Below are 20,700 nucleotides of genomic sequence, written 5' to 3'. Positions count from 1 at the left end.
GCGCCGCCCGCGTCAGCCGGCGGAGATCGCCTCGACGTGGCCGCGGGCCTCCTCGGCCAGCGAGTCGGCGAGCGGCGCGGAGCCGGCGTTCTCCTGGCCGGTGGCCTGGCCGTCCTCGCTGAGGATGTAGGAGATGTAGCCCTTGACCAGCTCGGCCGTCTCCTCGTCCTCGTAGGTGGTGCAGGCCATCAGGTAGGAGGTGAGCACGATCGGGTAGGTGCCGGCCTCCTCGGTCTCGTAGTCGAGGTCGAAGACCATCGAGGTGTCGGCGCGGCCCTCGACCCGCGGGGAGACCTCGAGGATCTTGGCGGCGGCCTCGGCGGTCGGGCCGACGAAGTCGTCGCCCACCTGGACGTTGGCGGTGCCGAGGTCGCCGGCCTGGCTGGCGTCGGCGTAGCCGATCGTGTTCTGGCCGTTGGTGACCGCGGAGACGACGCCGGAGGTGCCGCTGGCGCCCTCGCCGGCCTTGATCGGCCAGATCTCGATCTCGCCGTGCGGCCACGCGTCGGGCGCGACGGTGCCGAGGTAGTTGGTGAAGTTGCCGGTGGTGCCCGACTCGTCGGAGCGGTGGACCGCGGTGATGTCGGCGTCGGGGAGGTCGGCGTCGGGGTTCGTCTCGGCGATGGCCGGGTCGTTCCACTTGGTGATCTCGTTGTTGAAGATCCCGGCGATGGCCTCGGGGGTGAGGTTGAGCTCGTCGACGCCCTCGACGTTGAAGATCACCGCGATCGGGGAGACGTAGTTGGGGATCTCGATCGGCGCGGTGCCGTTGCACTGCTCGGTGACCGCGGTGAGCTCGCCCTCCTCGTCGTCGAGGTAGGAGTCGGAGCCGGCGAAGGAGAAGCCGCCGGAGGAGAAGCCCTCACGGCCGCCGCCGGAGCCGACCGGGTCGTAGTTGACCGTCACGTCGGGGTTGGCCTCCTGGAAGCCGGCACGCCACGCGTTCTGCGCCGCCTCCTGCGAGCTCGCGCCGCCACCGTTGAGGGTGCCGGAGAGGCCGCTGGGGGTGTCGCCGTCCGCCGAGGCCTCCTCGTTGGCCGCGCCGCAGGCGGAGAGGGTGAGGGCCAGGGCGGCCAGGCCGGGGACGATCGCCCGGCGGAAGGAAGTGCTCGTCACTTCGTTGTCTCCTGAGTCTTCATGTGTGCTGACGACACTGAGTGAAGACTCCGGAGGTGACCACGGGCCCGGGCGTCGGTGAACGACGGGTGAACGACGGTCGGGCGTTCGGCGACACCGGGTCGAGGATGCGACGACCATCACATGAACCCGGCTCCGGGCCCTTGACCTACCCGCCGGTCACCGTCCGCGACGGGCCGCTCAGACGGCCCCGTGCACCTCGGTGGCGACCACCTCGCCGTCGCGGAGGTGGACCACCGCCATCCCGCCCTTCTCGAGCGGCCGGTCGGCCACCTCGAGGGCGTCGAGCACCGCCGGCAGCACCGGCCGGTGGCTGCACAGCACGGTCGCGTCGTCGAGCTCGCCCAGCGCGTCGCGCAGCTCGTCGACCAGCGCCACCACCCCCGCGGCCGTGGCGTCCTCCTCGCTCAGGGCGTCGGTCGCCTCGACCGCCAGCACCCCCGCGGCGTACGGCGCCACGGTGTCGACGCAGCGCGTCGAGCTGGACGTGACCACCCGGGTGACGCCGTACGCCGCCAGCACCGGCACCAGGCTGAGGGCCTGCTCGTGTCCCTCGTCGGTGAGGGGGCGGAGCCGGTCGTCGCCGTCCCAGCCCCGCCGCGGGAGCGCGACGGCGTGCCGGAGCACGACGAGGGGGTGGGTACGCCGCCGCAGCGGCCGGGCGTGGGCCAGCGTCTCGCGGTCGTGGGCGTGGGTGAGCAGCCGGGCCGCCTCCTTCCACGGCACCCAGGCCACCTCGTCGATCTCGTCCTCGCGGGTGTGGTCCGCCACGTCGTCGTCGCCCACGACGCGACCGGTCCAGTAGTGGACGACCTTGGGGCGGCCGCCGACGAGGTAGCGCTGCTCCGGCAGCGGCGGACCGAGGCGGACCCGCAGCCCCGTCTCCTCCTCGACCTCGCGGACCGCGCAGGCGGTCAGGTGCTCGCCGGGGTCGAGCTTGCCCTTGGGGAAGGACCAGTCGTCGTAGCGCGGCCGGTGGACCAGCAGCACGTCGTGGCCCGGGCGGGTGACGAGCACGCCGGCGGCCACGACCTCGGCCCCGTGCCCCGACTGCTGGGTGGCAGGCATGGCCCCATCCTCACATCCGGGGCCGCGGGCGCCGGCCGCGCGGTCGTCAGGCGGAGGATAGGTCGCGACGCCGCAGCCCGGCGAGCCCGACCGCCACCGCCGCGGCCGCCAGCGCCCCGATCACCAGCAGGGGCCACGGCGTGAAAGGCTCCACGGGCACGCCGGCCGGGTGCCGGAACGGCGAGAGGTCGGCCAGCCAGGCCGGCATCGAGAGCAGCTCGCCGAGGTAGGCCTCCAGCAGGGCGAAGGCGAAGACCGCCCACGCCAGCAGGGCGCGGTGCGGGAACCAGCCGTGCGCCAGGAACGCCGTCGAGGCGACCAGCAGGACCGGGGCCGCCTGCTGCACGGTCGCGCCGACCAGCCGGCCGAAGAGCGCGTCCTCGCCGGAGAGCAGGAGGTGGCTGGTGCTCAGCGCCACCCCCATCAGCACCACCATGGCGAGCGTGCCGAGCACCGTGACCGCCACCCCGCCGAGCGCCCACGCCAGCCGGCTCGTCCCGGTGGCCAGCACCGCCTCGGCGCGACCCCCCAGCTCCTCGGAGCGCAGCCGCAGCGCCGAGGCGACGGCGTACGCGCTGGCCAGCACGCCCAGGAAGGGGATGACGTAGGCGAAGTAGCTCCGCACCACGTCGTCGAGAGACAGCCCCATCACGTCGGCCATCTCGGGGTTGCTCTCGATCAGGGTGACCACCTCCCGTCCCAGGGAGCCGAAGAGCGCGGCGAAGAGGGTCAGCCCCACGGCCCAGCCCAGGAAGAGGCCGCGTTGCACCCGCCAGGCCAGCCCGACGGGGGTGCCCAGCGCGGCCGTCGCGCGGGCCCGGCCCGCGCGGGGCGGGACCAGGCCGGAGCCGAAGTCGCGGTGCGCGGTCAACCACGCCGCACCCCCGGCGACGACCGCGGTCAGCGCGACGACGAGCAGCAGCGGCCACCAGAGCCGGTCGCCGTACGGACGGGTGGCGTCCTGCCACCCGAAGGGCGAGAGCCAGACCAGCCAGTCGTCGCGGACCGCCCCGACGCCGCGCACCACGAAGAGGAGCGCCAGCACCGCGCCGGCGACACCGAGCGCGCCGCGGGCCGAGGAGGTGAGCTGGGCGGCGGCCGCCGCGGACGCCGTGAAGACGAGGCCGACGCCGGCGAGGGCCGCGCCGTGCAGCAGGGAGCCGGCCCCGGGGAGACCGATGGCCCACAGGACCGCGGCGTCGAGGGCGCCAGCGAGGAACGCCGCGCCGATCGCCACCAGCAGGGCGGCCGCCGTGCCGGCGTGCCGGCCGGTGACGGTGCTGCGCAGGAGCTCGGCCGTGCCGGTCTCCTCCTCGCCGCGCGTGTGCCGGACGACGGTGAAGGTCACCATCAGCGCGACCACCAGCCCCGCGATCGAGGTGACCTCGTAGGCGGTGATCCCGGCGACGGTGTCGACGGCGTACGGCACGCCGTTGAGGAGCCGTCCGGACGCGCTGTCCTGGACCGTCGCGCGGTACGCCGCGATCTCGACCGGGGTGGAGTAGAGGTCCTGGACGGCGGCGGCCGAGACCACCGTCAACCCGGTCAGGCCGCCGACCCACAGCGGCAGCCGGACGCGGTCGCGGCGCAGCACGAGCCGGACCAGGTGGCCGGTGCCGGTGAGGGCGTTCACGGTTCGAGCCGCTCGCCGTACTGCTGGAGGAAGAGCTCCTCCAGGGTGGGGGGGTGCGCCTGCAGCGACGTCAGGCCGAGCCCGGCGAGGTGCGCGACGGCGTCGCCGATCCGGTCGGAGTCGACCTCGAAGGTGACCCGGCCGTCGTGCTGCTGCAGGTGGTGGACGCCGTGCACGCCCGTGAGCCCGTCAGCAGGACGCGCCGTCTCGGCGAGCACCGTCGTCCGGGTGAGGTGGCGCAGGTCGGCGAGCGTGCCGCTGAGCGCGTTGACGCCGGCCCGGATGATGCTGACCCGGTCGCAGAGCGCCTCGACCTCCGCGAGGATGTGGCTGGAGAGCAGCACGGTCGCGCCATCGGCGCGCAGGTCGCCGACGGCCCGCTGGAACTCCGCCTCCATCAGCGGGTCGAGTCCCGAGGTGGGCTCGTCGAAGAGGTAGAGCTCGACCCGGGAGGCGAGCGCGGCGACGAGCGCGACCTTCTGGCGGTTGCCCTTGGAGTAGGCGCGCGCCTTCTTGGTCGGGTCGAGCTCGAACCGCTCCAGCAGCTCGGCACGCCGCCGCTCGTCGAGGCCGCCGCGCATGCGGCTGAGCAGGTCGATCACCTCACCCCCGGTCAGCGACGGCCAGAGCGTGACGTCGCCGGGGACGTAGGCGAGCCGGCGGTGCAGCTCGGCCGCCTGGCTCCAGGGGTCGCCCCCCAGCATCCGGACCCGGCCGGAGTCGATCCGCAGCAGCCCCAGCAGCACCCGCATCGTCGTCGACTTGCCCGACCCGTTGGGCCCGAGGAAGCCGTGCACCTCGCCGGTCCCGACGGTCAGGTCGAACCCGTCCAGGGCCCGGACCGCGCCGAACGTCTTGACCACCTGCTCGATCTCGATCGCGTTCACGGTCCCACTCTGGCAGGGGTGGCCTCCTCCGTCGCCCCGCTTCTCCGGGGGCGCCGTCGTGAATCCCCGCCTGAGCGGGGATCACTGAAGTTGTCGGGGCGTGCACGCCGCGACAACTTCGGGAATCCCCGCACAGGCGGGGATCCTTGGGGCGCGTGGGACTCAGCGGAAGCGGCGCAGCCGCAGGCTGTTGGTCACGACGAAGACCGAGGAGAAGGCCATGGCCGCGCCGGCGAGCATGGGGTTGAGCAGGCCCGCGGCGGCCAGGGGCAGGGCGGCGACGTTGTAGGCGAACGCCCAGAAGAGGTTGCCCTTGATCGTGCCGAGCGTGCGGCGGGAGAGGCGGACGGCGTCGGCGGCGGCGCCGAGGTCGTCGCGGACCAGGGTGAGGTCGCTCGCCTCGATCGCGACGTCGGTGCCGGCCCCCATCGCGAGGCCGAGGTCGGCCTGGGCCAGGGCGGGGGCGTCGTTGACGCCGTCGCCGACCATGGCGACGACCCGGCCCTCCTCCTGCAGCCGGCGGACGACGTCGACCTTCCCGGCGGGCAGCACGCCGGCGACGACCTCGTCGATCCCGACCCGGGCGGCGACGGCGCGGGCCGCGCCCTCGTTGTCGCCGGTCACGAGCAGGGGACGCAGGCCGAGGCGGCGCAGCTCGGCGACGGCCGCCGCGGAGCCCTCCTTCACCGTGTCGGAGACCACCAGCACGCCCCGCACCCGGCCGCCCCAGGCGGCGACGACCGCCGTACGGCCCTCGGCCTCCGCGGCCTCGACGGCGGCCGCGAGCGCCGGTGGTACGTCGACGTCGACGGCCGACGCCCGGCCCACGGTCACCTCGTGGCGCTCGCCGCGCACGTCGACGCGGGCCCGGGCGCCCAGACCGGGGAGGACGGCGAACTCGTCGGCGGCGGGTCGCTCCGGGGTCGCCTCGACCACGGCCCGGGCGATCGGGTGCTCCGACCCCGACTCGACGGCGGCCGCCACGGCCTGGACGTCGGCGGCGTCCTCGCCGTCGGCGGGGAACACCTCGACCAGCGCCATCCGGCCGGTCGTCACCGTCCCGGTCTTGTCGAGCACCACGGTGTCGACGCGGCGGGTCGACTCCAGCACCTCGGGGCCCTTGATCAGCACGCCCATCTGGGCGCCGCGGCCGGTGCCGACCAGCAGCGCCGTGGGGGTGGCGAGGCCGAGCGCGCAGGGGCAGGCGACGATGAGCACCGAGACGGCGGCGGTGAAGGCGGCGGTGGCGGTCGCGCCCGCGCCGAGCCAGAAGCCGAGCGAGCCGGCGGCGAGCAGCAGCACGAGCGGGACGAAGACGCCCGAGACCCGGTCGGCGAGGCGCTGGACCTCCGCCTTGCCCGACTGGGCCTCCTCGACGAGCCGCGCCATCTGGGCCAGCTGGGTGTCCCCGCCGACCCGGGTCGCCCGGACCAGCAGCCGGCCGCCGGTGTTGACGCACCCGCCGACCACCTCCGACCCGGCGCCGACCTCGAGGGGCACCGACTCGCCGGTGACCATCGAGGTGTCGACCGCGGAGGTGCCGCTGACCACGACGCCGTCGGTGGCGATCTTCTCGCCCGGCCGCACGACGAACTCGTCGCCGACCGCCAGCTCCTCCACCGGCACCCGGGCCTCGAACCCGTCGCGCAGCACGGCGACGTCGCGGGCACCGAGGTCGAGCAGGGCGCGCAGGGCCGCTCCGCTGGTGCGCTTCGCCCGCTTCTCGAACCACCGACCGGCGAGCAGGAAGGTGGTGACCCCCGCGGCGACCTCGAGGTAGACGTTCATCGTGCCGTCGCCCCGGGCGACGGTGAGCTCGAAGGCGTGGGTCATCCCGGGGTCGCCGGCCGGGCCGAGGAAGAGCGCGTAGAGCGACCACCCGGTCGCCGCCAGCACGCCCATCGAGACGAGCGTGTCCATCGTGGTGGCGCCGTGGCGCAGGTTGGTCCAGGCCGCCCGGTGGAAGGGCCACGCACCCCAGGTCACGACGGGCGCGGCGAGCGTGAGCGAGGCCCACTGCCAGTGGTCGAACTGCCACGCCGGGACCATCGACAGCAGGATCACCGGCACGCTCAGCAGCGCCGACCAGACCAGCCGGGTGCGGAGCGCCGCGACCTCGAGGTCGCGCCGGTCGGCGACGGCCTCCCGGCCGGCCGCGCCCTCGACCGTGCCGCCGGCGGGCGGCGCCGGGGGCGCGGGCAGCTCGGCGGAGTAGCCGGCCGCCGCCACCGTCTCCAGCAGGGCCTCGGGGGTGACCGCCGGGCCGAAGGTGACCTTCGCCTTCTCGGTGGCGTAGTTGACCGAGGCGGTGACGCCGTCCAGCTTGTTGAGCTTGCGCTCGATCCGGTTGGCGCACGACGCACAGGTCATCCCGGAGATCTCGAGCTCGAGGTCGGTCGTCGCCGCCTTCTCGGTGGCGGTCTGGCCCGTGGTCCGGCCGGCTGTCTGGTCAGTGGTCATCGTCGTCCTCCGCGTGGACGGTGAAGTCGGCCGTCCGGACCACGCCGTCGTGGCGGAAGTCGAGGAAGAGCCGGTAGGTGCCGGCGGTGGGGAAGGTCGTCGCGAAGGCGACCTCCGGCCCGCCGGGGCCGCTCCCCCCGCCCTCGGGGTGGACGTGCAGGAAGCCCAGGTCCCCCTCGCGCAGCACGACGAGGTGGCCGTGCGCGCCGAGGTGGGGCTGCAGGTCGTCGACGGGCGCGCCGTCCCGGCTCACCCGCGCCGTCAGCACGGTCTCGGCGCCAGGGACGGTGTCGCCGGCCAGGGTGAGCTCGTAGTCGCCGACCCGGTCGGTACGGCGTTCCCGACGCTCGGCGTCCGGCCGGAAGTCGCCCGGGACGCTGAGGTCGTCGGCGAGCACCACGCCCTCCTCGCCCGCCGGGACCAGGTCGGCGACGACGCGCCACGTGCCGGGGGTGAGGTCGGCCCGGGTGCTCCACGTGCCGGTCGCGCGGTCGAGCGTCGGGTGCAGGTGCTGGAAGCCGGTGAGGTCGCGGCGGACCACGACCAGGTGGAGCTCCTTCTCGTGGTCGACGTCGTAGTCGAGCAGCGGCCGACCGCCGGAGGTCTCGACCCGGAACGCCAGCCGGACGTCCCGGCCCGGGGCCACCGTCCGCTCGGCCAGCGCCAGCGTGAGGCCGGCGGCGCGGGTGGTGAGGCCGACTGCGTACGGACCGTCCTCCTCGTCGTGGGAGCCCTCCGCGGCGTGCCCGTCGGCACCGGCCGCCTCGTCGTCGGCGTGTGCCTCCTCCCCCGCGTGCGCGGCGGGCTCGGTGTCGACCGGGCCGACCGCACGCCCGACCCCGACCGCCAGCCCGAAGACGGCGACGAGGGCCGCGACGAACGCGGCGACACGCAGCGGGGTGCTCATGGACGTCCTCCCGGGGGTCGAGTCAGGGACAGGCGGCGTCAGGCCAGCGCGTAGCCGGCCTCCTCGACGGCGCCGCGCACGGCGGCCTCGTCGACGGGCTGGTCGCTGGTGACGGTCAGGGCGCCGGTCTCGAGGACGACGTCGACGCCGGTGACGCCGGGGACCTCGCCCACCTCCTCGGTGACGGAGGCGACGCAGTGCTGGCAGGTCATGCCGGTGACGGTGAAGGTGGCGGTCTGGGACATCGGGATCTCCTCGGTGGTGACGGATGGGAGCCGGCCGCCGGGACGGCGCCGGGCAGGGTGGGTGCGGTCAGGACTTCACGAGACGGCCGATCGCGGCCATCGCCTCGTCGATCTTGGCCTCGGCCTCGGCGTCGCCGGCCCGGGCCGCGTCGACGACGCAGTGGCTCAGGTGGTCCTGGAGCAGGCCGAGGGAGACGGCCTGGAGGGCCTTCGTCATCGCGCTCACCTGGGTGAGGATGTCGATGCAGTACTTCTCCTCCTCGACCATCCGCTGCAGGCCGCGGGCCTGGCCCTCGATCCGCCGGAGGCGTGCGAGGTAGTCGTCCTTGCCCTGGATGTAGCCGTGGTGGTGCGCGCTCATGGGTCGACCATACCCCTGGGGGGTAGGTGTTTCAAGGACCCTCGACTCCGGAGGTCCTCCGCTCACCCGCCTTCAACGCGAGACAGTCCCCGACATCCTGACCATGGACACGCCGGCGGGCGCGGTCAGAACGTGGGGGACTATCGACAGGAGCGGGCGCGCGACGAGGGCGCGGGGAGGGCGGCGGCGCGGGTCAGCGCTGGTGCGGGACGGGAGCCACGCCGAGGATGCGGTCGATCTCCTCGGTGGTCAGCCGGCCGTCGGACTCGCTGGCCGCGATGATCAGCGTGGTGGTGAGCTCCACCTCACCGATGAGGTCGCCATCCTCGAGGGTGACGTCGAACGGGTCGTGCACGAGGTGAGCCTCCTCCCCGAGATTCCTGGTGTGGTCCTGCAGAACGGTCGCCGCCCACCAGAGCGGACGACTGGCACAAGCGTGCCCGCTTTCGTCCGACCTAAACAGGCGTTTCTGGAAACATCCCCCAATCGAGGGAGGCTCGGAACCACCCACCTGGACCCTTGACAGGATCCCCGGTCACATGTCCGGCCCCTGAGACATTCTGCCAGAAATTCAAGTCGGGCTCAGACGGACCGAGGCCCCGTCCTGACGGACGGGGCCTCGGCTCGAGAGTCGTGGAACAGGTGCTCCACTCGTTCCACGTCAGACCGGGCGGACGTTCTCCGCCTGCGGGCCCTTCGGGCCCTGGGTGACGTCGAACTCGACCTTCTGGTTCTCGTCCAGGGACTTGTAGCCCTGGGTCTGGATCGCCGAGTAGTGCACGAAGACGTCGTCGCCGCCGTCCTCCTGCGCGATGAAGCCGAAGCCCTTCTCAGCGTTGAACCACTTCACGGTGCCCTGAGCCATTGCTCTGTTACTCCTTTGTCGGGGCGAGAGATCGTCACCTCGACGACCCCGCACCAGATGCGGTGACACGTCGCTCCGACTTGCGGGCACTGCCGAAAGAAAGAACGCCGTTGGATCACAAACTCCGCGGGCGTCTACCTGCTGGAACTTGCACCTGTTGCGCCAACCACATTACCAACAAAGGCCCCCTTGGCCAGATGCCAGACCCGGGGAAATCCCATTGTCTGGGTGAACTTCTCGTGACAGCGCCGCACCTCAGGGCAGCTCGCCGGTCAGCCGACCGTGCCGGGCGGCGCTGTCGGGGTCCAGCCCGACGAGCTCGACGACCTTGCCCTTGCGGCCGTACTTGGCGGTGATCGCGTCGAGCGCGGCCACCGAGGAGGCGTCCCAGACGTGGGCCCCCGAGAGGTCCACGACCACCCGGTCGGGGTCGTCGACGTAGTCGAACTGCGTGTAGAGGTCGTTGCTGGAGGCGAAGAAGAGCTCGCCGGTGACGGCGTACCGCGCCACCTCGACGCCGTCCTCGTCGACGACCACCTGCCGGGTCACCGCGGTCAGGTGGGCCACCCGGCGCGCGAAGAGCGTCATCGCGACCAGGACCCCCACGCCGACGCCGATGGCGAGGTTCTCGGTGGCGACCACCACCACCACGGTGCTCACCATCACGGCGGTCTCCGAGAGCGGCATCCGGCGCAGGGTCGCCGGCCGGACGCTGTGCCAGTCGAAGGCGCCGACGGAGACCATGATCATCACCGCGACCAGGGCGGCCATGGGGATCCGCGCCACCGCGTCGCCGAAGCCGACCACCAGGACCAGCAGGAAGACGCCGGCGAGGAAGGTGGAGAGCCGGGTGCGGGCACCGGACTCCTTGACGTTGACCATGGTCTGCCCGATCACCGCGCAGCCGCCCATCCCCCCGAAGAGGCCGGTGACGAGGTTGGCGCCGCCCTGACCCCACGCCTCGCGCGTCTTGTCGGAGCGGGTGTCGGTGATGTCGTCGACGAGCTTGGCGGTGAGCAGCGACTCCAGCAGGCCTACGACCGCCATCGCCAGCGAGTACGGCGCGATCGCGCGCAGGGTCTCCCACGTCCAGGGCACGTCGGGCAGCAGCAGGGAGGGCAGGCTGTCGGGCAGCGCACCCTCGTCGCCCACGTCGGGCACGTCGAGGCCGGCCACCAGGGCGACCGCCGTGACCGCGACCACCGCGACCAGGGGCGCCGGGACGACCGTGGTCAGCCGCGGCAGGACGACGATCACCAGCACGCCCGCCGCGACCAGCGGGTAGACGAGGCCGGGGACGCCGACCAGGTGGGGCACCTGGGCCAGCAGCACCAGGAGGGCCAGGGAGTTGACGAAGCCGACCATCACCTGGCGCGGCACGAAGCGCATCAGCCGGGCGACCCCGAGCAGCGCCAGCGCCACCTGGATCAACCCGCCGAGCAGGACGGTCGCCACGAGGTGGTCGACCCCGTGCCGCGCCACCACGGGGGCGACCACGAGGGCGACCGCTCCGGTCGCCGCCGAGACCATCGCCGGCCGGCCGCCCAGGACGGAGATGGTGACCGCCATGGTGAAGGAGGCGTAGAGACCCATCCGCGGGTCGACGCCGGCGATCACCGAGAAGGAGATCGCCTCGGGGATCAGCGCCAGCGCCACGACCAGGCCGGCGAGCACCTCGGTGCGCAGAAGGCGCGGGGAGCGCAGGGCGCCGCGGACGGTCGCCGGCTCGTGCGGGACCGGCGGGGAGGTGGTGCTCACGACGGGGGGACCTCTCGGAAGGCGACCGGGCAGCCTAACCCCCGACGTCGAGGCGGCCCTTCTCCATCTCCCCCGTCAGCGCCGAGAGGAACTCCACCACCGCCGGGCGCGCCTCGGCGGGGACCGCGGCGGCGATCTCCTTCATCCGCACGTGCATCGAGCTGAGGTGGGCGTGCATCTCCTCGCGGGCCCGCGCCGTCGGCACGAGCAGCACCGAGCGCCGGTCCGCGGGGTGCGGCACCCGCTCCAGGTGGCCGGAGCGCACGAGGCGGTCGACCAGCGTGGTGGTCGCCGCCGTGGTGATCTGGAGGTGGTCGGCGAGCCGGCGGGGGGTCACCCCGACGGGACCGGCGGGCGCGCCCGGGGCAGCCGCCGCGGCGGCCTGCTCGGCCGCTTGGCACTCGCGGATCACGTGGCGCAGCGCCTGCAGGTCGGTGGTGTTGACCGACATGGAGGTGCCGAGGCGTCGCCGCATCTCGCGGTCGGCGCGGACGAGGTGGCGCACGGCGCGCAGCAGCTCGCGCTCGTCGGGCGAGTAGTCGGAGGCCATCCGGGTACTCGGGTGTTCAGCTGATTGGGGCACAGAAATATCTTACTAGGTTGATATCTAGATTGCCTAGTAATAGTCTTTCCACTCCGACAGCAGGAGGATCAGCAGATGGCACAGACGCTCGCCCGGGACGAGGGCTCCCCCGGCGGCCCCGGCGATCCGGGACCGGCACCGTCCGACGGGGAGCTCCCCGACCGGCTGCCGGCGGGCGACCCCCGCGACCTCGTGGTCCTGCTGGACGCGCGACGGCGCCCCGCGGGGACCGCCCCGCGCGAGGCCGTCCACGGGCTCGACACCCCGCTCCACCTCGCCTTCTCCTGCTGGCTGCTGGACGCCGACGGCCGCGTGCTGATGACCCGCCGCGCGCTGGGCAAGCGCTCCTGGCCGGGCGTGTGGACCAACTCGTTCTGCGGCCACCCGCGCCCCGACGAGGCGCTGGTCGACGCCGTACGCCGGCACGGCCGCGCCGAGCTCGGCCTCGAGGTGGAGGCGATCACCGCGCTCCTCCCCGACTTCGCCTACCGCGCGGTGGACGCCTCGGGGGTCGTGGAGAACGAGTTCTGCCCCGTCTTCGTCGCCCGGACGACCCACCAGCCGGAGCCGCACCCCGACGAGGTGGCCGAGCTCGCCTGGGTCGAGGTCGACGACCTGCGGACCGCGCTGGCCGCCGCACCCTGGGCGCTGAGCCCCTGGCTGCGCGACCAGGCCGCCGCGCTCGACACCGCACAGGCCTGGTCCCGGCTGGCCGTCGACGCCGACCGGACCGAGACCCATCCGCCCGACGCCGTGGTTCCGAACCCCCGTCCCAGGACCTCCCCGTCCCCGGCCACCCAGGAGAGCGACCGATGACCGTGCAGAGCGAGATCGACCGGCTCCTGAGACCCGCCCGCGAGCTCGACGGACTCCCCCGCGACCGGGCCGCCCTGGCCGCCGCCCTCGACGTCGGCACCCGCGGCGGCAAGCGGTTCCGCCCCTGGCTGCTGGCCCGGGTCCACGACGCCCTCGCCACCCCCGGCGACTCGGCGGCGCCCGACGCCGTCGTTGACCGCGTGGCGGCCGCGGTCGAGCTGCTGCACACCGCCTTCGTCATCCACGACGACGTGATCGACCACGACGACACCCGGCGCGGACGCCCCAGCGTCCCCGGCTGGTTCCGCTCCGACGCGGCCACGCTCCCGGTGCCCACCGGGGCGCCCGCGGCGCGGGCCGCGGGCGAGGAGACCTACTCCCGCGCCGGCGCCGTGCTGGCCGGGGACCTCGCGCTGGCGGCGGCCGTCCGCGCGGTCGCCACCTGCGGCGCCCCCACCCCGGTGGTCACCCGCCTCCTGGACCTGCTCGACACCACGCTGCACGTCTCGGCCGCCGGGGAGCTCGCCGACGTGAGGCTGGCGCTCGGCGCCGGGCTCGAGGACCCCGAGGGCGCCCTCGAGGAGGCCCTGCAGATGGCCGAGCACAAGACGGCCGCCTACTCCTTCGTCCTCCCGATGCAGGCCGGCGCGCTGCTGGCCGGCGCCGAGGAGCACGTCGTCCGGGCCCTCGGCGAGGTCGGTCGACGCCTCGGCATCGCGTTCCAGCTCCACGACGACCTGCTCGGCGTCTTCGGCGACCGCGAGGTCACCGGGAAGGACCCGCTCGGCGACCTCCGTGAGGGCAAGCGCACGCCGCTGGTCGTGCACGCCGCCGGCACGGCTGCCTGGCCGCGAATCGCGGCCCACCTCGGCGACCCCGCGCTCACCGAGGAGGAGGCCGCCGACGTCCGGGCCGCGCTCGTCGAGGGCGGTTCCCGCGTCTTCGTCGAGGAGCTGGCCCGCGAGCACCTCGACGCCGCCCGTGACCAGGCCGCCGCCTTCGGGCTGGCCGACCCACTGGTCGACCCCCTCGTCACCGCGTGGGCGCCCCGCCCGGCCGCCCCCGCGGTCCCCGTCGCCGAGGCGGGTGCGGCATGAGCGCCGCGGCCACGCCGCCGCTGGGCCCCGTGCCCGACGGGGGCCGGGACGCGGTCGCCGACGGCGCGCTGGCGCCGTACGAGCTCTACGACCAGGTCGCCGAGGCGACCGCGGCGCTGGTGATCAAGCGGTACTCCACCTCCTTCGGGATGGCCTCACGGCTGCTCGCCGAGCCGGTGCGCACCCACGTCTGCAACGTCTACGCGCTGGTCCGGGTGGCCGACGAGATCGTCGACGCCCCGCGCCCCGACGGCCGCCGTGCCCACCAGGCGCTGCTGCTCGACGGCCTCCAGGACGACGTGCACGCCGCGCTGCGCAGCGGGCACAGCGCCAACCTGGTGGTCCACGCCTTCGCCCGCACCGCGCGGGCCGTGGGGATCGGGACCGACCTCGTCGACCCCTTCTTCGCCTCGATGCGCACCGACCTCTTCCGCGAGGAGCACGACGAGGAGAGCTTCGCCGCCTACGTCTACGGCTCCGCCGAGGTGGTCGGCCTCATGTGCCTGCGCGCCTTCCTCGTCGGCCGGCCCGACGCCGAGCGCGAGTACGTCGAGCTGCGGGGCGGGGCGCGCCGGCTCGGCGCCGCCTTCCAGAAGGTGAATTTCCTGCGCGACCTCGCCGCCGACTGCGACGAGCTCGGCCGCAGCTACTTCCCCGGCCTCGACGTGCGGCGCTTCGACGCGGCCGACCGCGACCGGCTGCTCGACGACATCGACGCCGACCTGGCCGCCGCCGCCGCGGTCGTGCACCGGCTCCCGGCCGGCAGCCGGCGCGCGGTCTGCGCCGCGCACGCCCTCTTCGCCGAGCTCTCGAAGCGCCTGCGCCAGACCCCGCCCGAGCAGATCCGCAGCCGGCGGGTCCGGGTGCCGGGGCCGCGCAAGGCCCAGGTCATCGCGCGCGCCGTCACCCGGGGCGTCTCGTGACCGCCCCCACCGGTCCCGCCGTCCCGGGCCGCCGCGTCGCCGTCGTCGGCGGCGGCATCTCGGGGCTCGCCACCGCTGCCCTGCTCGCCGCCGACGGCTGGTCCGTCGACCTGCTGGAGCAGCGCGACGAGGTCGGCGGCCGCGCCGGCAGCTGGGAGAAGGACGGGTTCCGGTTCGACACCGGCCCCTCCTGGTACCTCATGCCCGAGGTCTTCGACCACTTCTTCCGGCTGCTCGGCACCAGCGCCACCGAGCAGCTCGACCTCACCCTGCTCGACCCCGGCTACCGGGTCTTCTTCGAGGCCCACGACGAGCCGCTCGACGTCCGCACCGCGCGCGAGGCCAACCTGGCCACGTTCGAGGCGGTGGAGCCGGGCGCCGGTGCCGCGCTGGCGGCGTACCTGGAGTCCGCCTCCGACGCCTACCGGATGGCCGTCGACCACTTCCTCTACACGAGCTTCGAGTCGCCGCGCTCCCTGCTGCACCCCGAGGTGGTGCGCCGGGCGCCGACCCTGCTGGGGCTGCTGGGCCGCTCCCTGGAGAAGCACGTCGCCGCGCGGTTCGCCGACCCGCGGCTGCGGCAGGTGCTCGGCTACCCCGCCGTCTTCCTCGGCTCCTCGCCCGCCCGCACCCCGTCGATGTACCACCTGATGAGCTCGATGGACCTCGCCGACGGGGTGCTGTACCCCCAGGGCGGCTTCACCCGGCTGATCGAGGCGATCGCCGACCTGGCGCGCGCCCGCGGCGTGCGGATCCACACCGGGGCCACCGTCACCTCGATCGACACCACCCCGCCGGCGGCGGGGCGCGGTCGCCGCGGGCGCGCCCGGCGCGCCCGGGTCTGCGGGGTCGCCTGGCTCGACGCCGCGGGCAGCGAGCACCGGCTGCCGGCCGACGTGGTCGTCGGCGCCGCCGACCTGCACCACCTCGAGACCGAGCTCCTCCCCCGCGACCTGCAGACCTACCCCGAGTCGTGGTGGCGCCGGCGCGACCCGGGCCCGGGCGCGGTGCTGGTCTATCTCGGCGTCGAGGGCGAGCTGCCGCAGCTGGAGCACCACTCGATGTTCTTCACCAGCGACTGGGGCAAGAACTTCGGCGACGTGCTGGGCCGCCCCGGCCGGGTGCCGGACCCCGCCTCCTCCTACGTCTGCCGCCCCTCGGCGAGCGACCCGACCGTCGCGCCGGCGGGCAGCGAGAACCTCTTCATCCTCGTCCCCGTCCCCGCCGACACGGGGCTCGGCAAGGGCGGGGTCGACGGGCAGGGCGACCCGGCCGTCGAGAAGGTGGCCGACGCCGCGATCGCCCAGGTCGCCGCGTGGGCCGGCGTGCCCGACCTCGCCGAGCGCGTGGTCGTCCGCCGCACCGTCGGCCCCGGCGACTTCGCCGCCGACCTCAACGCCTGGTCGGGCGGGATGCTCGGGCCGGGCCACACGCTGCGGCAGAGCGCCTTCCTGCGCGCCCGCAACGCCTCCCGCAAGGTGGAGGGGCTACTCTACGCCGGGTCGAGCACGATCCCCGGGATCGGCCTGCCGATGTGCCTGATCAGTGCCGAGCTGGTGCTCAAGCGGCTGCGCGGCGACCGGTCCACCGGGCCGACGGCCGAGCCGCCTCGGGAGACGGAGCCGGAAACGGCTCAAGAGCCGCTGCTCGAGGCGACCGGGGGCGCCGCGTGAGTCTGCTCTACCTCGGCTTCGTCCTGGTCTCGACCCTCTGCATGGGTCTGGTCGACCGTCGCTGGCGGCTCTTCCTCTTCGACCGGCCCCGGGTGGCGCTCGTCGCCGTGGCCGTCGGCTTCGTCGTCTTCCTCGCCTGGGACCTCGCCGCCATCGAGCTCGCGCACTACAGCAAGGGCGAGTCGCCGGCGATGACCGGGATCGAGGTGGCCCCCGAGCTGCCGCTCGAGGAGCTCTTCTTCATCGTCTTCCTCTGCTACCTCACCGGCGTGCTGCACGGCCTCTTCCGGCTGCTGCTGGACCGCGGCGACCGGACGGGCGGGACGGCCGCGACGGACGGCGCCGGCGCCTCCCGCACGGGGGTGGTCGCGTGAGCTACCTCGGTCTGGCCACGCTCTTCCTCGCGGCCACCCTGCCGCTGCTGCTGGTCGCCGTGCTGCTGCGCCGGCCCGGTCGCCGCTGGTGGGCCGCGACTGGCCTCACCGCCCTGGCCCTGCTCGTGCTCACCGTGGTCTTCGACTCCCTGATGATCGCCGCCGACCTCTTCCGCTTCGACGAGGAGGCGCTGTCGGGGGTCCACGTCGGGCTGGCCCCGCTCGAGGACCTCGCCTGGCCGCTCGCGGCCGTGGCCGTCGTCCCGTCGGTCGTCCTCCTGCTCACCCCCGGGCGGCGCGCCCGCGCGGACGTCGGAGACGGCCGGTGAGCGCCGTGGCGCCGACGACCGAGGCCTCGGGCGCCGGCCGCGCGGGCGCCCGCGCGGGGCAGGTGCTCGCCTCCTCGCGCCCGCTCTCCTGGGTCAACACCGCCTTCCCCTTCGGCGCCGCCTACCTCATGGCCGGCGGCGGGCTCGACGTCGCCTTCTGGGTCGGCGTGGTGTGGTTCCTGGTCCCCTACAACCTCCTGATGTACGGCGTGAACGACGTCTTCGACTACGAGTCCGACCTGCGCAACCCGCGCAAGGGCGGCGTCGAGGGCGTCGTCCTGGACCGCGGCCTGCACCGGGCCACGCTGTGGGCGGCCGGGCTCTCCAACGTGCCGTTCGTCGTCGTCCTGCTGGCGCTCGGCTCGCCGCTGGCGGCGCTGGTGCTCGCGGTGAGCGTCTTCGCCGTGGTCGCCTACTCGGCGCCGGGGCTGCGGTTCAAGGAGAGGCCGTTCCTCGACTCGGTCACCTCGAGCACCCACTTCGTCAGTCCGGCCGCCTACGGGCTCGCGCTGGCCGCGGCCCGCGGGGGCGAGGTCGCCGTCGACACCACAGTGCTGGCCGCGCTCGGCGGCTTCTTCGCCTGGGGGCTGGGCTCGCACGCCTTCGGCGCAGTGCAGGACGTCGCCGCCGACCGGGCCGGCGGGATCGGCTCGATCGGCACGGTGATGGGCGCCCGGACGACGACGTGGTTCGCCGCGGGCTGCTACGTCGTCGGCGGGATCCTGCTGCTCCTGCTGCCGTGGCCGGGCCTGCTGGCCGCGGCGCTGGTGCTGCCCTACGTGGCCAACGTGGCGCCGTACCTGACGATCACGGACGCCGACTGCGAGCGGGCCAACGCCGGGTGGCGGCGGTTCCTCTGGCTCAACTTCCTCACCGGCTTCCTGGTCACCCAGCTGCTGATCTGGACCGTGCTGCGCTGATCTGGCCGGTCAGCGACGCAGCCGGGCCTGCCACCGCTCCCACGGGGGCCGCTCCGCCCAGTTGAGGCGAAGCGTGGTGACGGCGCGGGACATCCGCCGGCGGAGCTGGGCGGGCCCCTGCACCGACCGCCCGGAGACCTCGAGCCGCAGCCGGCGGTCGAAGCGGATCGTCGCCTCCGGCCCGAGCACGAACGCCAGGTCGAGGTCGTCGTGGACGTCGGCGGTGGTGTGCACGCGGGCGCGGACCCGCTCCCAGCTGGCGCGGCGCACCGCCATGCTCGACCCCCACAGGGGGACGTGGGCCAGCGCGAGGTGGGTGAGGAGGAAGTAGGCGCCGAGGTAGACGACGGTGGCCAGCTGCCGCAGCACGGGCGGGAGGTCGTGGAAGCGGCCGCCGCCGGTGACGGCGTCGACCCCCGGGTCGGCCATCGCCCGGGCCACGTGGGCGACCCAGTCGGGCCCGGGGCGGGAGTCGGCGTCGAGCCGGCCGACCACGTCGCCGCGGGCCGCGTCGTACCCGGTGGCGGCGGCCGACGGGATGCCGACCCGCCGCTCGACCACCACCCGCGCCCCGTGCGCCCGCGCGACGGCGGCCGAGTCGTCGCTGGAGCCGTTGTCGACCACGACGACCTCCAGCGGCGGGACGGACTGGTCAGCCAGGAGCCGGAGGCACGCGGCGAGCTCGGCCGCGTCGTCGCGGACCGGGATCACCACGGAGACCGACGGCGACGCCGCCCCGCCCCCGCCTGCGGGGCGCCTCACCGCGCGTCCTGCCGGCGGGGCAGGGTGCGGGCGACCAGCAGGCCGGCGACCACGGCACCCAGCACGCCGGCGGCCAGGTCGCCGACCGTGTCGTCGTACCCGACCTGGATCCGCTGGTCGATCCAGTGGTGCCCCACCCACTCGCCGATCTCCCAGACGCCCGCGAGCCCGGCGGCCAGCGCGGAGGTGACCACCACCGCGCCGAGCCGGGGCCGGGTGGCGGAGCCGGGGTCGGCGGGGTCCGGCAGCGCCCCGAGGACGACGAGCGCCTGCCAGCAGAGCGCCCCGATCAGCCCCGTGGCGAGGGCGTGCACGACGAGGTCCAGCCCCATGACGGTGACGTACCAGTCGAGCTGGGCCGCCCAGGCGCCGAAGAGCAGCACGGAGCCGTAGAGGGCGTCCAGCCACTGCGGCGTCCCGAGCGCGCGCGGCACCATGACGCCGCCCAGGACGAGGAAGAAGAGGGCGAAGCCGAGCCAGCCGTGGACCACCGTCCCGACCACGACGCTGACCAGGCTCGCCAGCCGCACCAGGTCGGGGGCGATCAGCGGCATGCGGCGAGCCTATCGAGCGTGAAGTCGCTCACCCGGCACCGGCCCCGGGCCGCGGATCCACGCCTCGGGAGCCGGGTCCGCGACACGCGGAGGTGCGTTGACGATTCGACATCCCCCGGGGGGTCTGTGTTGTCGTGGAGGGGTCGCGGCGGTGCAGCCCAGCTCCCGAACGACGAGGTGCCTCCCCATCGCGAGGCGCCCGCGCCGCGACCTCGACGCCCGGCAAGGCGGCGTCGCGTCCGAGCGCCACCGCGCACGCCCCGCGTGCCCGGCGCAGAGCACGGAGTGAGGAACACACTTGCGCGCACGCACCACCCCCTTCACGTCCCCGTCGACCCCCTCGACCGGCCTCCCCCGCGGCCTCCGCGCCGGCGCCGGCTCCCTGGCGACCGGCGCCCTCGCCCTGGCCCTGACCGCCGGGCTGGTGCCCGGGACCGCCCACGCCGCCGACCCCGTCCTCGGCGACGGCCAGGTCGCCGTGACGGTGGACGTGCCGCAGCAGCGGAACGTCCAGGTCGCTGCGGACGCCCGCACCTGGCCCGCCGACGTGCTGGAGAGCACCGGCGTGCCGGTCGACGGCAACGACCTGGTCAAGGTCGTCCGCGACGGGAAGTTCGTCAAGGGCAAGGGCAAGCGGGTCAGGCACGGCGACCGGGTCAAGCTGATCGACGTACGCAAGCGCACCCAGGTGAAGAAGGTGCGGACGAAGCCCCGCACCGTCACCGTCCCCACCACCAAGCTGAAGCCCGGCAAGCGCAAGGTCGTCCGGCAGGGCAAGCCCGGCGTGCAGCGCGTCAAGGCACGCCGTACGACGCACAACGGGCGGCTGGTCGACTACACCGTCGTGCAGCGGAAGACCGTGAGGAAGGCCACCCCGAAGCGGGTGCTGGTCGGCCGCAAGGCCGCCTCGGTGCCCGGCACCGATGGGCTCAACTGGGCCGCGCTCGCCCGCTGCGAGTCCGGCGGCAACCCGCGCGCCGTCAACGCGGCCGGCTACTACGGGCTCTACCAGTTCAACGTCGGCACCTGGAACAGCGTCGGTGGCAGCGGCATGCCGCACCACGCCTCGCCCGCCGAGCAGACCCACCGGGCCAAGCTGCTCTACAAGTCGCGCGGCGCCCAGCCGTGGCCGCACTGCGGTCGCTACCTCTGAGCACCCGCCGCGGCGGAGCACCCCGCCCCGCCACCCGCACCCCGCATCGCCACCGCTGACCTCGTCAGGAGATAGTCCCCCACAGTCTGACCACGACACGCCGTTCAGACGTGGTCGAAACGTGGGGGACTATCTCGACGTAGCGGCGCGGGACGGCTGCGTCGGGGGCGGCCTCGTGGTCGGCGCCTTCTGGGT

At 74.4% G+C, this 20,700-nt stretch carries 22 protein-coding genes; 8 read left to right on the top strand and 14 right to left on the bottom strand.

Translation table 11 applies throughout. From position 1 onward, the window contains the following. Nucleotides 1–12: 12 nt before the first annotated feature. The 12 genes from DNK53_RS05760 to DNK53_RS18305 form a co-directional block, all read right to left on the bottom strand. Nucleotides 13–1,116, bottom strand: a complete 1,104-nt coding sequence (locus tag DNK53_RS05760) for a phosphate ABC transporter substrate-binding protein PstS (RefSeq protein WP_204163749.1) — start codon at nt 1,114–1,116, stop codon at nt 13–15. A 201-nt stretch (nt 1,117–1,317) separates the two neighbouring features. Next, nucleotides 1,318–2,205, bottom strand: coding sequence for an NUDIX hydrolase (locus tag DNK53_RS05755; protein ID WP_110181253.1), 888 nt, complete (start codon nt 2,203–2,205; stop codon nt 1,318–1,320). Nucleotides 2,206–2,251: 46 nt separating this feature from the next. Next, on the bottom strand, nt 2,252–3,838 hold the full coding sequence (locus tag DNK53_RS17405) for an ABC transporter permease (protein WP_162599801.1): 1,587 nt from the start codon (nt 3,836–3,838) through the stop codon (nt 2,252–2,254). Continuing rightward, nucleotides 3,835–4,725, bottom strand: a complete 891-nt coding sequence (locus tag DNK53_RS05745; RefSeq protein ID WP_110181252.1) for an ABC transporter ATP-binding protein — start codon at nt 4,723–4,725, stop codon at nt 3,835–3,837. The genes DNK53_RS17405 and DNK53_RS05745 overlap by 4 nt, the downstream gene beginning before the upstream one ends. 162 nt (nt 4,726–4,887) lie before the next feature. Next, the gene (locus DNK53_RS05740; protein WP_110181251.1) at nt 4,888–7,185 is read right to left on the bottom strand and encodes a heavy metal translocating P-type ATPase; all 2,298 of its coding nucleotides are present in this window, start codon (nt 7,183–7,185) and stop codon (nt 4,888–4,890) included. Then, entirely contained in the window at nt 7,175–8,092 is a 918-nt protein-coding gene (locus tag DNK53_RS05735; RefSeq protein WP_110181250.1) for a hypothetical protein, read from the bottom strand. The genes DNK53_RS05740 and DNK53_RS05735 overlap by 11 nt, the downstream gene beginning before the upstream one ends. Nucleotides 8,093–8,130: 38 nt before the next feature. Next, nucleotides 8,131–8,337, bottom strand: a complete 207-nt coding sequence (locus tag DNK53_RS05730; RefSeq protein WP_110181249.1) for a heavy-metal-associated domain-containing protein — start codon at nt 8,335–8,337, stop codon at nt 8,131–8,133. A 67-nt stretch (nt 8,338–8,404) separates the two neighbouring features. Beyond that, nucleotides 8,405–8,698, bottom strand: a complete 294-nt coding sequence (locus DNK53_RS05725) for a metal-sensitive transcriptional regulator (RefSeq protein ID WP_110181248.1) — start codon at nt 8,696–8,698, stop codon at nt 8,405–8,407. 193 nt (nt 8,699–8,891) lie between these two features. Then, entirely contained in the window at nt 8,892–9,053 is a 162-nt protein-coding gene (locus tag DNK53_RS17735) for a hypothetical protein (protein WP_204163748.1), read from the bottom strand. Between the two features lie 306 nt (nt 9,054–9,359). Then, the gene (locus DNK53_RS05720; RefSeq protein WP_056863399.1) at nt 9,360–9,563 is read right to left on the bottom strand and encodes a cold-shock protein; all 204 of its coding nucleotides are present in this window, start codon (nt 9,561–9,563) and stop codon (nt 9,360–9,362) included. 255 nt (nt 9,564–9,818) lie between these two features. After that, nucleotides 9,819–11,321, bottom strand: a complete 1,503-nt coding sequence (locus tag DNK53_RS05715) for a SulP family inorganic anion transporter (protein ID WP_110181247.1) — start codon at nt 11,319–11,321, stop codon at nt 9,819–9,821. 34 nt (nt 11,322–11,355) lie between these two features. Then, nucleotides 11,356–11,871: a MarR family winged helix-turn-helix transcriptional regulator gene (locus tag DNK53_RS18305; RefSeq protein ID WP_110181246.1), complete on the bottom strand. Its 516-nt coding sequence runs from the start codon at nt 11,869–11,871 to the stop codon at nt 11,356–11,358. A 198-nt stretch (nt 11,872–12,069) separates the two neighbouring features. On the opposite strand from DNK53_RS18305, the gene idi reads away from it, so the two are divergent. Genes idi through DNK53_RS05680 form a run of 7 tightly spaced genes read left to right on the top strand, consistent with a single transcriptional unit; the run spans nt 12,070 to nt 18,036 of the window. Next, nucleotides 12,070–12,720 (top strand): isopentenyl-diphosphate Delta-isomerase, encoded by a 651-nt coding sequence (gene idi / locus DNK53_RS05705; RefSeq protein WP_275425735.1) that lies wholly within the window; start codon nt 12,070–12,072, stop codon nt 12,718–12,720. Continuing rightward, nucleotides 12,717–13,817, top strand: a complete 1,101-nt coding sequence (locus DNK53_RS05700) for a polyprenyl synthetase family protein (protein ID WP_110181244.1) — start codon at nt 12,717–12,719, stop codon at nt 13,815–13,817. Before idi ends, DNK53_RS05700 begins: the two co-directional genes overlap by 4 nt. Beyond that, a complete protein-coding gene (locus DNK53_RS17730) occupies nt 13,814–14,740 on the top strand; it encodes a phytoene/squalene synthase family protein (RefSeq protein ID WP_204163747.1) in 927 nt (308 codons plus the stop codon). The genes DNK53_RS05700 and DNK53_RS17730 overlap by 4 nt, the downstream gene beginning before the upstream one ends. Next, nucleotides 14,737–16,413, top strand: a complete 1,677-nt coding sequence (gene crtI / locus DNK53_RS17725) for a phytoene desaturase family protein (RefSeq protein ID WP_204163746.1) — start codon at nt 14,737–14,739, stop codon at nt 16,411–16,413. The genes DNK53_RS17730 and crtI overlap by 4 nt, the downstream gene beginning before the upstream one ends. Next, nucleotides 16,410–16,787 (top strand): lycopene cyclase domain-containing protein, encoded by a 378-nt coding sequence (locus DNK53_RS05690; RefSeq protein ID WP_110181243.1) that lies wholly within the window; start codon nt 16,410–16,412, stop codon nt 16,785–16,787. The genes crtI and DNK53_RS05690 overlap by 4 nt, the downstream gene beginning before the upstream one ends. Continuing rightward, complete coding sequence (locus DNK53_RS05685) at nt 16,784–17,116, top strand: lycopene cyclase domain-containing protein (protein ID WP_110181242.1); 333 nt, start codon at nt 16,784–16,786, stop codon at nt 17,114–17,116. Before DNK53_RS05690 ends, DNK53_RS05685 begins: the two co-directional genes overlap by 4 nt. After that, nucleotides 17,113–18,036, top strand: a complete 924-nt coding sequence (locus tag DNK53_RS05680; RefSeq protein ID WP_204163745.1) for a prenyltransferase — start codon at nt 17,113–17,115, stop codon at nt 18,034–18,036. The genes DNK53_RS05685 and DNK53_RS05680 overlap by 4 nt, the downstream gene beginning before the upstream one ends. Nucleotides 18,037–18,045: 9 nt before the next feature. Here the strand turns inward: DNK53_RS05680 and DNK53_RS05675 are convergent, their stop codons facing one another. Beyond that, nucleotides 18,046–18,798 carry a glycosyltransferase family 2 protein gene (locus DNK53_RS05675; protein WP_110181241.1) on the bottom strand — a complete coding sequence of 251 codons (753 nt, stop codon included), beginning with the start codon at nt 18,796–18,798 and terminating at the stop codon, nt 18,046–18,048. After that, entirely contained in the window at nt 18,795–19,352 is a 558-nt protein-coding gene (locus DNK53_RS05670; RefSeq protein ID WP_110181240.1) for a DUF2238 domain-containing protein, read from the bottom strand. The genes DNK53_RS05675 and DNK53_RS05670 overlap by 4 nt, the downstream gene beginning before the upstream one ends. 298 nt (nt 19,353–19,650) lie before the next feature. Here DNK53_RS05670 and DNK53_RS17970 point away from each other — a divergent pair, with 298 nt between their 5' ends. Further along, nucleotides 19,651–20,505, top strand: a complete 855-nt coding sequence (locus tag DNK53_RS17970) for a resuscitation-promoting factor (protein ID WP_239456362.1) — start codon at nt 19,651–19,653, stop codon at nt 20,503–20,505. The last annotated feature ends 195 nt before the right edge of the window (nt 20,506–20,700 follow it).

Source organism: Nocardioides solisilvae, from assembly GCF_003194625.1.
Taxonomy (GTDB): Bacteria; Actinomycetota; Actinomycetes; order Propionibacteriales; family Nocardioidaceae; genus Nocardioides; species Nocardioides solisilvae.
Note: the sequence above shows the minus strand (reverse complement) of the source record. Positions and strands in the feature narration are given on the sequence as shown.